Raw genomic sequence first — 12,719 nt, 5'->3', positions numbered from 1 at the left:
CAAAGGAGTAAAAGAATTTTGGTAATTTAGCCGCATGATCGAGATCGTACTTTTGGGTTCGGGTAATGTCGCCACACATCTTTTTAAAGCGCTTTCGGCTGCGGAAGGCATCCGGGTCAAACAAGTCTACAATCATTCAGAAAATTCCCTGGATTTCTTCAGAAGTAAGACAGAAGTGACCACAGACATTTTGGAACTTGCTGCCGCTGATGTTTACCTGCTGGCACTCAAAGATGATGTCATTCCTGAAGTTGCTGAAGAGCTAAAACATCAGGACGGACTGGTAGTTCACACCTCGGGTTCTGTTTCTATAAATGCCCTGGACAATTGCTCCCGGAGAGGAGTATTTTATCCGCTACAGACTTTTTCAAAAGACAGGGAAGTGAATTATTGCACCATCCCTTTCTGCCTGGAAGCAAACACTTCACAAGACCTGGAATTACTCAAGAAACTGGCGGAAAAGATCTCCGGAAACAACTATGAGATCTCTTCAGAACAAAGAAAGAAACTACATCTTTCAGCAGTTTTTGTCTGCAATTTTGTGAACCACCTTTATGCCGTGGGAGAACAGATCTGTCAAAAAAGCGAAATTCCATTCGAGATTTTGAAACCCTTGATTTCAGAAACTGCCAACAAAGTCCAACACGCCTCCCCTGCCGAGGTTCAAACAGGCCCGGCCATAAGAAACGACCGTTCCACTATTGATGCTCATTTAAAACTCCTGGAAGCTTCAGAAGAAAACCGGGAGATCTATAACATACTAACTTCAGCAATTCAAACCTTTCATGGAAAAAAGCTATAAAGAATTCCTTACCCAAATAACAACTTTCATTTTTGACGTAGACGGCGTCCTTACAGACGGCTCCATCCAAATTAGCACCAACGGCGAACTGCTGCGCACCATGAACATCAAGGATGGGTACGCCATGAAATATGCCAGGGAAAAAGATTACACGATCTGTGTGATCTCCGGCGGAAAAAATGAAGGCGTCCGCGCCCGACTCAAAGGCCTGGGAATTACAGATATTTACCTGGGTTGTCCAGATAAAGTGGAGCAAATGGAAGAATTTTTTGACATCTACGATATCAAGCCAGAAGAAGTGCTTTATATGGGTGACGATCTCCCCGATCTTTATGCCATGAAGAAAGTTGGACTTCCTTGTTGTCCACAAGATGCCGTGCCGGAGATCAAAGAAATTTCCCGCTATGTCTCTCACAAAAAGGGAGGAAAAGGATGTGTTCGGGATGTGATCGAGCAGGTTTTGAAGGTTCAGGGCAAATGGGATGACCATAAATGAATTGGCTCCTCCTCATTATCGCCGGCCTCTTTGAAGTAGGTTTCGCCACCTGCCTTGGCAAAGCCCGGGAAACTACCGGTAGCGCTGCCATCTGGTGGATGGTGGGTTTTTTCGTGTGCCTTAGCATTAGCATGTCCCTCCTCTATAAAGTAACCCAGAATCTGCCTATAGGCACTGCCTATGCAGTTTGGACGGGAATCGGTGCCTTTGGGACCGTATTGATCGGGATCTTTGTCTTTAAAGAACCTGTACACTTCTGGCGTTTATTCTTTCTCTTTACCCTTATCGCTTCTATCATCGGACTTAAATTTGTTTCAGCTTAAGCCATGTCAAAAATGCCTTTTTTGAGACTTATTAGATTTCCGAATCTCCTGATGATCATTTTCACACAGGTGCTGGTGAAGTACTTCCTGTTCGAACCCTTCGGAATTGATACCGTACTGGATGATCTAAGTTTTTCACTGCTTGTGCTATCAATGATCTGCCTGGCCGCGGCCGGTAATATTATCAATGACCTGCACGATACTGCCGCCGATAGAATTAATAAACCGCAGAAACTGCTTATAGGCACCAAAATTTCAGAAAAGGCAGCATGGAACTGGTTCATGGTACTTAATATAATTGGAGTGGGAATAGGCTTTTACTTGAGCAACCTTGTGGGTAAACCTTCATTTGTGGCTTTGTTCATTATCCCTTCGGCCTTTTTATATTTTTATGCCACCCAGATCAAAGGAACCATACTCGTTGGCAACCTGGTGGTAAGTATCATGGTTGCCATGATCATTGTGATGGTTGGAATATTCGATCTTGTTCCTGCTATAACACCTGAAAACCTCACCACTCAAAAAGTGATTTTTTCGATATTGATCGACTACGCGATCTTTGCTTTTCTGGTGAATTTCCTCCGGGAAATAGTAAAAGACCAGGAAGATATTACCGGTGATTATAATGCCGGTTATCAAACGCTGCCTGTGCTTCTCGGCAGAAGCAGAACTAATTATGTCATTTTCGCTCTTGCGCTTCTGCCTCTCATGAGTGTTCTTTATTATTTATATACTTACCTTTATGAGAGCCGGGCTGCCATGTTATATGTTCTTTTATTGGTCATAGGGCCATTGCTGTATTTCCAGGTAAAAATAACAGTAGCCGAGAACAAGAAAGATTTTCATCACCTAAGCCTGGTACTTAAATTAATTCTGGCCGCAGGGATATTATCCATTGGCCTTTACAGATTTGTTTTGATATAGATATGCTACAGGAAAAATTAAAAGATTACACTATTATACTGGCATCGGGTTCTCCCCGCCGTCAACAGTTCTTCAGGGATCTGGGACTGGATTTTGAGATAAGACTGAAACCGGTCGAAGAGAAATATCCTTCAGAATTAAAAGATGTCGAGATCACTAATTATTTAGCTGAACTTAAGGCTGCAGCTTTTGACGGGGAGCTTAAGACAAATGACATTCTGGTGACCAGCGATACTATTGTATGGCACGCAGGCAAAGCCCTCGAAAAACCACAAGACCCTGCACAAGCTCTGGAAATGATCAAAGCCCTTAGCGGAAAAACTCATGAAGTGATCACGTCGGTTTGTTTTAAGACTTCTGAAAAGGTACGTACTGTTCATGCGATCACAAGAGTTACCTTCAGCCACCTGGAAGAGGATGAGATGAAATTCTACATTGACAACTTCAGGCCCTTTGACAAAGCAGGAGCTTACGGAATTCAGGAATGGATAGGCTTAATTGGTGTGGAGCATTTAGAGGGAAGCTATTTTAATGTAGTTGGCCTTCCCACTCATCTCGTGTATCAAACCCTGCGGGAGATGGCCGAATAAATTCGGTTTTGATCCAGCTATCCTAATCCTATAAAGTATATTTACCAAAATTCATTTTCAGGAATGTTAGATTTGTTTTTTCTCAATCGTACTGAGATCATTTCAACAGTAGCGATTCTTTTGGCACTGTGGATCCTGCAGTTCATCATGAAAAAAGCAGCCCATAGGGTTGGTCATCGCAGTGAGATCCATATTACCCGCACCAGGCTCATGTTCAAGTATATCAACATCCTGGTGACCATTATCGCTATTTTCCTGCTTTCGCTTACCTGGGGTTACAATGCGCAGGAGATCGCGCTGATATTTTCCTCTCTCTTTGCCATTATTGGAGTGGCGATGTTTGCGATCTGGTCCATTTTGAGCAACATCACGGCCGGGATCATTCTTTTCTTTTCGTTCCCTTATAAGATTGGCAGTAGAATTACGATCCATGATAAAGATATGCCCATTGAGGCCGTGATAGAAGATATTAAAGCGTTTCATCTACACCTACGCACTCTTGAAGGCGAATTAATTACTTATCCTAATAATCTTATTCTTCAAAAAGCTGTATCTCTTATAGAGAGAGAATATCAAGCCGATGAAGGGAAAGATGCTCTCTAAATCAGATTGCTGCGGAAACTTGTTATATTTGATAGCTTATCAAAAGAAAATCCTATGCGGAAGCTTTTTGCCCTCGTTCTTTTAATCTTCACCTCCACAGTACAGGCTCAAAAACCTGAAAAATGGAGCTCTTCAGAAATTTATTCTGAAATTGAAAAGCTCAATTTTCTTGGTTCAGTGCTTTATGTTGCTGCGCATCCCGATGATGAGAACACCCGGCTTATCTCCTACTTTAGCAATGAACTCGACGCACGCACTGCCTATCTTTCGCTTACAAGGGGAGATGGAGGACAAAACCTAATCGGTCCGCAATTAAGGGAGTTGCTGGGAGTCATTAGAACCCAGGAACTACTTGCCGCCCGAAAAATCGATGGGGGAGAACAATTCTTCACCCGCGCCAATGACTTTGGCTACAGTAAAAATCCTGAGGAAACTCTTAGCATCTGGAATGAGGAGGAAGTACTTAAGGATGTGGTTCGGGCAATAAGATCTTTTAAACCCGATGTGATCATCAATCGTTTTGATGCTAATTCGGCGGGTGAAACTCATGGACACCACACTTCTTCCGCAATCCTAAGCAGCCGTGCTTTTGATCTTGCAGGAAAAAGTTCGGCATATCCTCAACAAGCTGAGGAGCTGGGAACATGGCAGCCAAAAAAGCTATTTTTCAACACCTCTCCCTGGTTTTATGGATCCCAGGAGGAATTTGATGCAGCAGACAAGTCTCATTTTCTCACTTTTGACACCGGAGTATATTTTCCGCTGAAAGGATTATCCAATACAGAGATCGCTTCTTTAAGCCGCAGCCAGCACCAGTCGCAAGGCTTTGGCAGCACCGGAACCCGCGGCAGTGCTGCGGAATATATTGAGCTCCTAAAAGGAGATCACCCAAAGAACAACAATGACGTTTTCCATGGCATCAATACCGGCTGGAGCCGCTTAAAAGGTGGAAAAGAGATCGGAGAAATACTGAAGAAAGTCGAGCAGAACTTTAATTTTCAAGACCCGGCTGCCAGTGTGCCCGAACTTGGAAAAGCATATCAACTCATTCAGCAGCTGGAAGACCGGCACTGGAAAGAAGTAAAATCCAATCAGATAAAAGATATTATTGCGGCTTCTCTCGGGCTCTATTTGGAAGCTGTGGCTAATACTTCTCTCGCCACTCCCGGAGAAGAAGTAAAGCTGAATATTGAAGCTATCAACAGAAGTGAGGTTCCAACGCAGCTGATCTCCATAAAGCTTCATCCCGGAGCAAGAGAGATCCCTATCAACCTATCTCTTGCCAATAACAAAACCTCACTCGAAAGAGTGGATTTCATTGTTCCCGAAAATGTCAATTTTACGAGTCCTTACTGGCTGAATGAAGAAGGCAGCCTGGGAATGTACAAAGTGGAGAATAATGACTTAGTTGGATTACCTGAAACTCCGCGGGACCTCAAAGCAGAATTTGTGGTAAGGATCAATGATGTAAATATTCCTTTTCAAAGAAATATCACTTATAAATTCAACGATCCCGTCACCGGAGAATCTTACCGGCCATTTGAGGTAGTTCCGGCGATTTCAGTCACAGCCGGTACAGAGGTGATGGTATTTGCCAACGGTGCTCCAGGAACCATCCCTGTAACTGTAAAGGCAATGAAAAATGGCATTTCAGGAATCCTTAAGCCGGGGAGCTTACCGGGTTGGAAAATAACTCCTGAAAATCACATTTTTGGGCCTCTACAAAAAGGAGAAGAAGTCACTTTCAATTTTAATGTTCAGCCTCCCGCAGTTCAGAAAAAATCGGCTTTTAATCCGGTAGCAGTTGTGGAGGGAAAAGAATATTCCAAATCGATATTGCAAATGGATTATCCCCACATACCTCTGCAAACTTTGGTGCTTCCAAACAAGACTCAGCTGGTGAAACTGGATATCCAGAAAAGGGGAAAATTGATCGGCTATATTCCGGGAGCTGGAGATGTGGTGCCACAGGCATTGGAACAAATTGGATACAATGTGGAAATTCTTAAGCCCAAAGCAATTTCAGCTGGCTCTCTGGAAAAGTATGATGCTGTGGTTGTAGGAACCCGGGCTTATAATACTGTTGAGGAACTGCGCTACAGGCAGCCGGCTTTGTTTGAATACGTAAAGCAGGGCGGAAACCTCATCCTTCAATACAATACCAGCCGCGGATTGGTCACAGATGAACTTGCTCCCTATGAACTGGAACTTTCCAGAGACAGGGTAACCGATGAGAATGCTAAAGTGACATTTTTGGCGCCAAACCACCCGATCCTCAACTCCCCCAATAAAATAACTTCAGAGGATTTTGAAGGTTGGGTTCAGGAAAGAGGCCTTTACTTTCCGGATAAATGGGCAAAGGAATTCACTCCAATTCTGGCGATGAATGATAAAGGAGAAACTCCAAAGAAGGGAAGTCTTTTAGTGGCTCCCTACGGCAAAGGAAATTTCATTTATACCGGTCTTAGCTTTTTCAGGGAATTTCCTGCAGGAGTACCGGGAGCTTTTAGATTGTTTGCCAACATGATCTCGCTGGAAGAAAATATCACCTCAAAATCTGCTGGTAAAAATTCTGCAAATTAATGGAAGCACCTAAAAAATATCAGTGGAAAAAAGCCTACACCGCAGTGCTTATTGCAAATGCAGTTTATATATTTCTGTTTTACATCCTAATGACAACCTTCTCCTGATATGCAGCTTATTGACTGGATCATTTTAGCCGGCACTCTTATTTTTATTGTTACTTATGGCGTCTACAAGACCCGCGGCAGTAAAAATGTCCAGGATTATATTCGCGGTGGAAACGAAGCAAGGTGGTGGACTGTAGGCCTCTCGGTTATGGCCACGCAGGCAAGTGCAATCACTTTTCTTTCTACTCCGGGACAGGCTTTTCACGACGGGATGGGATTTGTTCAATTCTATTTCGGTCTGCCCATCGCGATGATTATTATATGCATGGTGTTCATCCCGATCTATTACCGACTCGAAGTCTACACAGCCTACGAATATCTTGAATCCCGGTTCGATCTAAAGACGCGGACTTTAACAGCTTTTCTCTTCCTGGTGCAACGGGGATTGGCTGCGGGAATTACCATTTTTGCGCCGGCTATTATTCTTTCTGCAGTTTTGGGCTGGAATCTCACCACTCTTAATATTATCATCGGAATTCTGGTCACTATCTACACGGTTTCCGGTGGAACTAAGGCTGTGAATGTCACTCAAAAACAGCAAATGGCAGTCATTTTCTTCGGAATGGTGGTGGCTCTAATTCTTATCATTCAATACCTGCCGGAAGAGATAACATTCTCCAAAGCCCTGGAAATTGCCGGTGCCAGCGGTAAACTCGATATTCTCGACTTTTCCTTTGATCTTGATAACCGCTATACTTTCTGGAGCGGAATGATTGGCGGCACCTTTTTAGCCCTCTCCTATTTTGGAACAGACCAAAGCCAGGTGCAACGCTATCTTTCAGGGAAATCTGTAAGGCAGAGTCAGCTGGGGTTGATCTTCAACGGACTCTTAAAAGTTCCTATGCAGTTCTTCATTCTGCTGGTTGGGGTGATGGTTTTTGTTTTCTATCAGTTCAATTACTCCCCGCTTAATTTTAATCCGGCGGCCACAAATGCCGTCGCGAATTCTGAACTTTCTTCTGAATATAATCAGCTACAATCAGAACTTGAGCAAATTCAGGATCAAAAACAGCAGAAAACGCTTCAGTATGCTAATGCCGGAAAGTTTCAGGAAGGAGATCGGGACACATTCAAAAATGAATTGATTCAGCTGAATGAATCTGAAATTCAGGTGCGGCAGGAGGCAACAGAACTTATTAGCAGGGCAAATCCGCTTGTCGAGACCAATGACAAGGATTATGTATTCATCCACTTTATCCTGAACAATCTTCCGCGGGGACTTATAGGTCTTCTCTTAGCTGTTATCCTCTCGGCCGCTATGTCTTCCACGGCATCAGAATTAAATGCGCTGGCATCGACCACCATGATCGACCTTTACAAGAGGAATGTAGGCGAGAAGAGTCAGGAGCATTATGTGCGTATGTCGAAATGGTTTACGTTGATCTGGGGACTTATCGCCATAGCCGTAGCCAGTATAGCCGATCTTTTTGATAATCTCATTCAGTTGGTAAACATAATTGGATCCCTCTTCTACGGAAACGTGCTGGGGATATTCTTACTCGCGTTCTTTATTACCTATGTAAAAAGTAATGCCACTTTCATTGCTGCATTGATAACACAGGCCATTATTTTTGTCCTTTACTTTCAGGATGTGATGCCTTACCTGTGGCTGAACCTGGCAGGTTGTCTCCTGGTCATTGCCATCGCCGTAGTCCTGCAAAGTTTCCTTCCGAAGAATTCTCCAAAAGTCATTGAAGAATGAAAGCTGAAAAAATTAAATGGGGAATTATAGGTCCCGGTAAGATAGCCGGAAAATTTGCTACCAGTCTAAAGGAAGTTAAGGATGCCGAACTTTACGCCGTGGCCAGCCGAAGTTTTGAAAGAGCTGAATTTTTCGCAAAGGAAAATGGAGCAACAAAGGCTTATGGATCTTATGAAGAGATGCTGCAGGATGAAGAATTAGATGTGGTTTATATTGCTACCCCTCATGTTTTTCATTATGAGCACACCTTACTCTGCCTGAAAAATGAGAAAGCAGTGCTTTGTGAAAAACCATTTGCCATTAATCGCCAACAGGTAGAAGAAATGATCTCCACTGCCAGGGAGAAGCAGGTTTTCCTGATGGAAGCTATGTGGACGCCGTTCCTGCCCCACATTAAATATGTTATTGATATAGTTAATTCGGGAAAATACGGCAAGATCAAAACACTTACTGCCGACTTCGGATTTAACGCTCCATTCATTGAAACCGGAAGACTATTTTTGAAAAGGCTCGGGGGTGGCAGCCTTTTGGATATAGGCATCTACCCGGTCTTTCTTGCACTTCACAGCCTCGGGATTCCCGAAAAGATCGAAGCCAAAGCTCAGCTGGGTAAAACTAAAGTTGATGAAGTCTGTGATGTGGTTTTTTCCTATCAACACGGCGTGACAGCTGAGTTGCACAGCACCATCATTAAAAAAACCCCGACGGTTGCAGAATTTGAACTAGACAAAGCCATTATTAAGATAAGTTCCAGGTGGCACGAACCTGCAACTGTAACAATAACTACTCCCCAGGGAGCTGAAACAAAAAGTTTCGATGTGGCTTCCTATGGTTATGAATATGAGGCCCGGCACGTAAATGACATGTTACGGAAAGGCAGAATAGAGAGTGATGTGATGAGCTTTGAAAAGAGCGTGCAACTCATCTCTTTGCTTGACCAGATAAGGAAAGAAATTAAGCTGGAGTACTAACGCAAAAATTCGGGCTAAAGCCCCTGGGAGGAACTAAGGAACCTCTGGCTGAAGCCATGGGCTATTAATGATCCTTACAAAGATCTGCCATACGGGAGCTAAAGCTCAGATTTCACTATTCCATAATTACACATCAAATCCTCAAACCAGAACTGCGGTGCAATTTTTCTGAACCATATAAATCATATGAATTGCCTTCGGCTTCAGCCGGAGGTTGTGAAACAACAAAAACAGGGCTTTAGCTCAATTTTTTTAGAGCATAAAAAAGCGGCTAAAAAGCCGCTTTTTTGAAAGGTTTATTCCTTAATTATTGTGCTCCCCATTCTTTAAGAGATTCCTTATTCATTTTTACATAATCTTTGTTTCCGGCTTTTTCGGCAGATGCCAAAGATCTTTTAGCCGTAGCAATAGCTTCCTTTTTCTTACCCATGTCGGCTTCAATAAGAGCTTTTCTTCTTATTATCCAAAAAGCATCTTCTCCAGCCATATCTACAGCTTTATTGATCCATTCATAAGCCTTATTCAGGTCTTTCTTCTCATCGTGATAATAAGTCGCAGCAGCAAAGTAATCATTTGCTGAAGGGCCGTTCATCACTTTTTGAATACTGGCCATTGCACGCTCATCTGTTGGAACGTTGATGGGCAAAGTGGCTACAGTATTTTCCCAGATAAAATTAAGAGCGGCAGAATCATTTTGAAGTTCATCTATAAGAATGGTAAAAGTTTCCATTTCCATCGGCATCTCCTGCACATTTGCAGTCGCCTTTAGCGCTACCTTGCTTTCATCCCATTGCTGGGGAAGGCCCCAGTTATTGCTGTCTTTGTAGAAGATCACTTCCCAATTATCTTCTCCGGGAACAGTGTAAATAGCATAAGCCCCTTCTTTTAATTCCTTTCCATCAATGCTGACATCTGTATCAAAAGAAATTGTTGTGTTATTATTCGCACCTGTGCGCCACTTTTCCCCATAAGGAACAAGATCACCAAAGATCTCTCTGTCTTTCATCCCCGGACGGGAATATTTAACAACTACATTGGTAAGACCTACCTGCTGCTCAATTTTAGCCGAAGGACTAGGCTGTGGAACCTGGATCTGAGCTGTAGCAAAGCCGCTCAACAGGCCGGTAAAAAGAATAAATAGTGCTTTTTTCATGATCGTTTTAGTTAGTTTTTACCAAAGATAGAGATTTTCATGTTGAGACCTGAGCAAATGTTCTCTGCCTAATGGCTCAAAAGTGACATTCTTACCTGTTTTTTTCCTTCGCCAATAGCTCTCTCGCTTCTTCCAGATCTTCGGGAGTATCAATTCCTACTCCCTTCACTTTTGTCTCTACCATCTTTATATTCTTTCCGTACTCAAGGTATCTTATGCACTCGATCTTTTCAGTGGCTTCCAATCCCAGCATTGGCAAGCGATAAAAATCCATTAAAGCTTGCTTTCTAAAAGCATAGATCCCAATGTGTTTGAACCAGGTTACACCGCTATTCTCATCACGCGGGTAAGGAATTGGTGACCTTGAAAAGTAGAGGGCGAAATCCTCTTTGCTGGTGATCACTTTCACGTTATTCGGATTATTAATATCCTTTTTTTCCTGCAACGGAGTTTTCAAAGAAGCAAGATCGATCAAATGGGCATCTTTACCTCTAAAGACCTCGAGAAGCAGCTTTAGGCTTTCGGTATCGATCATGGGCTCATCCCCCTGCACGTTCACTACTATATCCACATCCATATCTTCTACGGCTTCGGCTATACGATCACTCCCACATTCGTGCTCTTTCTTGCTCATAATAGCCTTTCCCCCATTTGAAGTGATCTCTTCAAAAATGACATCACTGTCGGTCACCACGTATACCTGGTCAAAAAGGCCGGTGTTCCTGGCAGCTTCATAAGTCCGGAGAATAATACTTTTCCCATGAAGGTCCTGCATCAATTTTCCCGGAAAACGGGTTGCGGCATAGCGCGCCGGAATCATAGCAATTATTTTAAGAGGTCGCTGAGTAGACATGATTTTAATTTTATAGTTCTTCTTCCGAAATAAAATTTATTAAATAGGTTTAAAAAAGAAAGTGGCTCAAGAATGACATTTTTGACTAATCTGTTTGAGCAAAGAAATCATCCTTAAAACCTATAAGGTATAATTTATCCTGCGCCCTGGTCACTGCCGTGTAAAGCCAACGCAAATAATCCCGGTCAATGCCGTTGGGCAGATAAGGCTGCTCTACAAATACGGTTTTCCATTGCCCCCCCTGGGATTTATGACAGGTCATGGCATATGAAAATTTGACCTGCAAGGCATTGAAATATTTGTTGTTCTTCACCTTCAGGAATTTCTTGTATTTGGTGCGCTCCTCTTCATAATCCTTCATCACCTCCTGGTAAAGCTTATTCGATTCCTCATAGGTTAATGAAGGGTTATTGCTTTCCAGCGTATCCAGAAGCACAACGGTCTCTATGGCCTCCATGTTGGGATAATCTACCATTTGCGCCCTGATCTCGGCAAACCTGAAACCATATAATTCCTTGATCGCAAAGATCTCCAGCACCTTTACGATATCCCCATTGGCAATAAAGCCGGCTTCGCTATTCGGCTTCACCCAGAAGTAATTGTTCTTCACCACCATGAGGTAGTCCCCGGCGGAGATCTCTTCCTCCTGAAAAAGTATCCTGTTCCTTATTTGCTGATTGTAAAGGTTAGCACGTTTATTCGACCGCACAATTATAGTAGTGTCTTCATGTCCTAAATTGCGATAGGAATCTTCAATAGCTTCCATGATCTCATAGCCATCTACCAGCCTTATTACGTCTTTTTTACTACTTATTTCAAAGCTGAAGCTCTCGTAAAACTCCTCCCTAAGGGCCTCCCTTATTAAAGTAGCATTGTGCAGAATATCACTTTCTTCGCTTTGTCGCACCACCTCGTCCAGTTCTATATGAGTTACATCCCGGAAGTAGGACGTCTGCAGTCTTTGCTCCTCCAGTGCCGGGCTCACCTCCAGCTTAACAGGTGGCAGCTGGGCAGTATCTCCTATGAGGATCAATCTGCAGTTATGCCCCGAATAAACATATTCGATCAGATCGTCGAGCAGGGAGTTATTTTCAAACATCTGGGTATCTGTATTGACATCGGGGATCATGGAAGCTTCATCCACAATGAAAATACTGTTGCGGTGTTTATTTGGCTGAAGCACGAAACTCACTCCGGCGCCCGATTTCTTCTTCGGAAAATATATCTTCTTATGGATGGTAAAAGCCTCCCGGCCGGAGTAGTTGGAGATCACTTTAGCGGCACGGCCTGTTGGCGCCAGGAGGATTCCGCTTTTCCTTACCTGCCACAGGTTCTTTACCAGGGAACTAATGATGGTTGTCTTTCCGGTTCCTGCGAAACCTTTTAAAAGAAACAGGGAATCCTCTTTGCCATCTACCACAAAAGTTGCCAGCTGCTGCAGGGCTATGTCCTGTTTAACTTTAGCTTCAAATTTTAAATCTTTGAGTAGTAATTTGTAGAAGTTCGCAGCGTTTAATTTCTCCATGGTAATATCGTCGAAGCCCAAAGATAACAAGGTTTTTTTCGGAAGAATCTTTTACGAATAAAAAAAAATTGTAGATTTGCCTGAATA

Annotated in this window: 12 protein-coding genes; 9 read left to right on the top strand and 3 right to left on the bottom strand. The window is 43.1% G+C overall.

The features are described from left to right. Positions 1 to 34 precede the first annotated feature (34 nt). The 9 genes from ACXYMT_RS12465 to ACXYMT_RS12425 all read left to right on the top strand — a co-directional run bounded on the left by ACXYMT_RS12465 (position 35) and on the right by ACXYMT_RS12425 (position 9,101). The gene (locus tag ACXYMT_RS12465; RefSeq protein WP_459059429.1) at positions 35 to 802 is read left to right on the top strand and encodes a Rossmann-like and DUF2520 domain-containing protein; all 768 of its coding nucleotides are present in this window, start codon (positions 35 to 37) and stop codon (positions 800 to 802) included. Further along, the gene (locus ACXYMT_RS12460) at positions 786 to 1,298 is read left to right on the top strand and encodes a KdsC family phosphatase (protein ID WP_459059428.1); all 513 of its coding nucleotides are present in this window, start codon (positions 786 to 788) and stop codon (positions 1,296 to 1,298) included. Before ACXYMT_RS12465 ends, ACXYMT_RS12460 begins: the two co-directional genes overlap by 17 nt. Further along, on the top strand, positions 1,295 to 1,621 hold the full coding sequence (locus tag ACXYMT_RS12455; protein WP_459059427.1) for a DMT family transporter: 327 nt from the start codon (positions 1,295 to 1,297) through the stop codon (positions 1,619 to 1,621). The genes ACXYMT_RS12460 and ACXYMT_RS12455 overlap by 4 nt, the downstream gene beginning before the upstream one ends. Positions 1,622 to 1,633: 12 nt before the next feature. Further along, positions 1,634 to 2,545: a geranylgeranylglycerol-phosphate geranylgeranyltransferase gene (locus ACXYMT_RS12450; protein ID WP_459059426.1), complete on the top strand. Its 912-nt coding sequence runs from the start codon at positions 1,634 to 1,636 to the stop codon at positions 2,543 to 2,545. 2 nt (positions 2,546 to 2,547) lie between these two features. Beyond that, positions 2,548 to 3,135 carry a Maf-like protein gene (locus tag ACXYMT_RS12445; protein ID WP_459059425.1) on the top strand — a complete coding sequence of 196 codons (588 nt, stop codon included), beginning with the start codon at positions 2,548 to 2,550 and terminating at the stop codon, positions 3,133 to 3,135. A 63-nt stretch (positions 3,136 to 3,198) separates the two neighbouring features. Further along, the gene (locus ACXYMT_RS12440; protein WP_459059424.1) at positions 3,199 to 3,738 is read left to right on the top strand and encodes a mechanosensitive ion channel domain-containing protein; all 540 of its coding nucleotides are present in this window, start codon (positions 3,199 to 3,201) and stop codon (positions 3,736 to 3,738) included. Between the two features lie 54 nt (positions 3,739 to 3,792). After that, on the top strand, positions 3,793 to 6,321 hold the full coding sequence (locus ACXYMT_RS12435) for a PIG-L family deacetylase (protein WP_459059423.1): 2,529 nt from the start codon (positions 3,793 to 3,795) through the stop codon (positions 6,319 to 6,321). 108 nt (positions 6,322 to 6,429) lie between these two features. After that, entirely contained in the window at positions 6,430 to 8,130 is a 1,701-nt protein-coding gene (locus ACXYMT_RS12430) for a sodium:solute symporter family transporter (RefSeq protein WP_459059422.1), read from the top strand. After that, the gene (locus ACXYMT_RS12425; protein ID WP_459059421.1) at positions 8,127 to 9,101 is read left to right on the top strand and encodes a Gfo/Idh/MocA family protein; all 975 of its coding nucleotides are present in this window, start codon (positions 8,127 to 8,129) and stop codon (positions 9,099 to 9,101) included. Before ACXYMT_RS12430 ends, ACXYMT_RS12425 begins: the two co-directional genes overlap by 4 nt. 307 nt (positions 9,102 to 9,408) lie before the next feature. Here the strand turns inward: ACXYMT_RS12425 and ACXYMT_RS12420 are convergent, their stop codons facing one another. The 3 genes from ACXYMT_RS12420 to ACXYMT_RS12410 all read right to left on the bottom strand — a co-directional run bounded on the left by ACXYMT_RS12420 (position 9,409) and on the right by ACXYMT_RS12410 (position 12,632). Beyond that, positions 9,409 to 10,254, bottom strand: coding sequence for a DUF2911 domain-containing protein (locus ACXYMT_RS12420; RefSeq protein ID WP_459059420.1), 846 nt, complete (start codon positions 10,252 to 10,254; stop codon positions 9,409 to 9,411). 91 nt (positions 10,255 to 10,345) lie between these two features. Continuing rightward, on the bottom strand, positions 10,346 to 11,107 hold the full coding sequence (kdsB, locus tag ACXYMT_RS12415; protein ID WP_459059419.1) for a 3-deoxy-manno-octulosonate cytidylyltransferase: 762 nt from the start codon (positions 11,105 to 11,107) through the stop codon (positions 10,346 to 10,348). Positions 11,108 to 11,192: 85 nt separating this feature from the next. Beyond that, complete coding sequence (locus tag ACXYMT_RS12410; RefSeq protein ID WP_459059418.1) at positions 11,193 to 12,632, bottom strand: ATP-dependent DNA helicase; 1,440 nt, start codon at positions 12,630 to 12,632, stop codon at positions 11,193 to 11,195. Positions 12,633 to 12,719 lie beyond the last annotated feature (87 nt).

The sequence above is a fragment of the Salinimicrobium sp. CAU 1759 genome (assembly GCF_054482715.1).
This window is presented reverse-complemented; position numbering and strand designations above follow the sequence as displayed.

What these genes read in the sequence shown, in the direction of transcription:
- ACXYMT_RS12465 (WP_459059429.1), top strand. Translation starts at nt 35, where the DNA reads ATGATCGAGATCGTACTTTTGGGTTCGGGTAATGTCGCCACACATCTT.
- ACXYMT_RS12460 (WP_459059428.1), top strand. Translation starts at nt 786, where the DNA reads ATGGAAAAAAGCTATAAAGAATTCCTTACCCAAATAACAACTTTCATT.
- ACXYMT_RS12455 (WP_459059427.1), top strand. Translation starts at nt 1,295, where the DNA reads ATGAATTGGCTCCTCCTCATTATCGCCGGCCTCTTTGAAGTAGGTTTC.
- ACXYMT_RS12450 (WP_459059426.1), top strand. Translation starts at nt 1,634, where the DNA reads ATGCCTTTTTTGAGACTTATTAGATTTCCGAATCTCCTGATGATCATT.
- ACXYMT_RS12445 (WP_459059425.1), top strand. Translation starts at nt 2,548, where the DNA reads ATGCTACAGGAAAAATTAAAAGATTACACTATTATACTGGCATCGGGT.
- ACXYMT_RS12440 (WP_459059424.1), top strand. Translation starts at nt 3,199, where the DNA reads ATGTTAGATTTGTTTTTTCTCAATCGTACTGAGATCATTTCAACAGTA.
- ACXYMT_RS12435 (WP_459059423.1), top strand. Translation starts at nt 3,793, where the DNA reads ATGCGGAAGCTTTTTGCCCTCGTTCTTTTAATCTTCACCTCCACAGTA.
- ACXYMT_RS12430 (WP_459059422.1), top strand. Translation starts at nt 6,430, where the DNA reads ATGCAGCTTATTGACTGGATCATTTTAGCCGGCACTCTTATTTTTATT.
- ACXYMT_RS12425 (WP_459059421.1), top strand. Translation starts at nt 8,127, where the DNA reads ATGAAAGCTGAAAAAATTAAATGGGGAATTATAGGTCCCGGTAAGATA.
- ACXYMT_RS12420 (WP_459059420.1), bottom strand. Translation starts at nt 10,254, where the DNA reads ATGAAAAAAGCACTATTTATTCTTTTTACCGGCCTGTTGAGCGGCTTT.
- kdsB (WP_459059419.1), bottom strand. Translation starts at nt 11,107, where the DNA reads ATGTCTACTCAGCGACCTCTTAAAATAATTGCTATGATTCCGGCGCGC.
- ACXYMT_RS12410 (WP_459059418.1), bottom strand. Translation starts at nt 12,632, where the DNA reads ATGGAGAAATTAAACGCTGCGAACTTCTACAAATTACTACTCAAAGAT.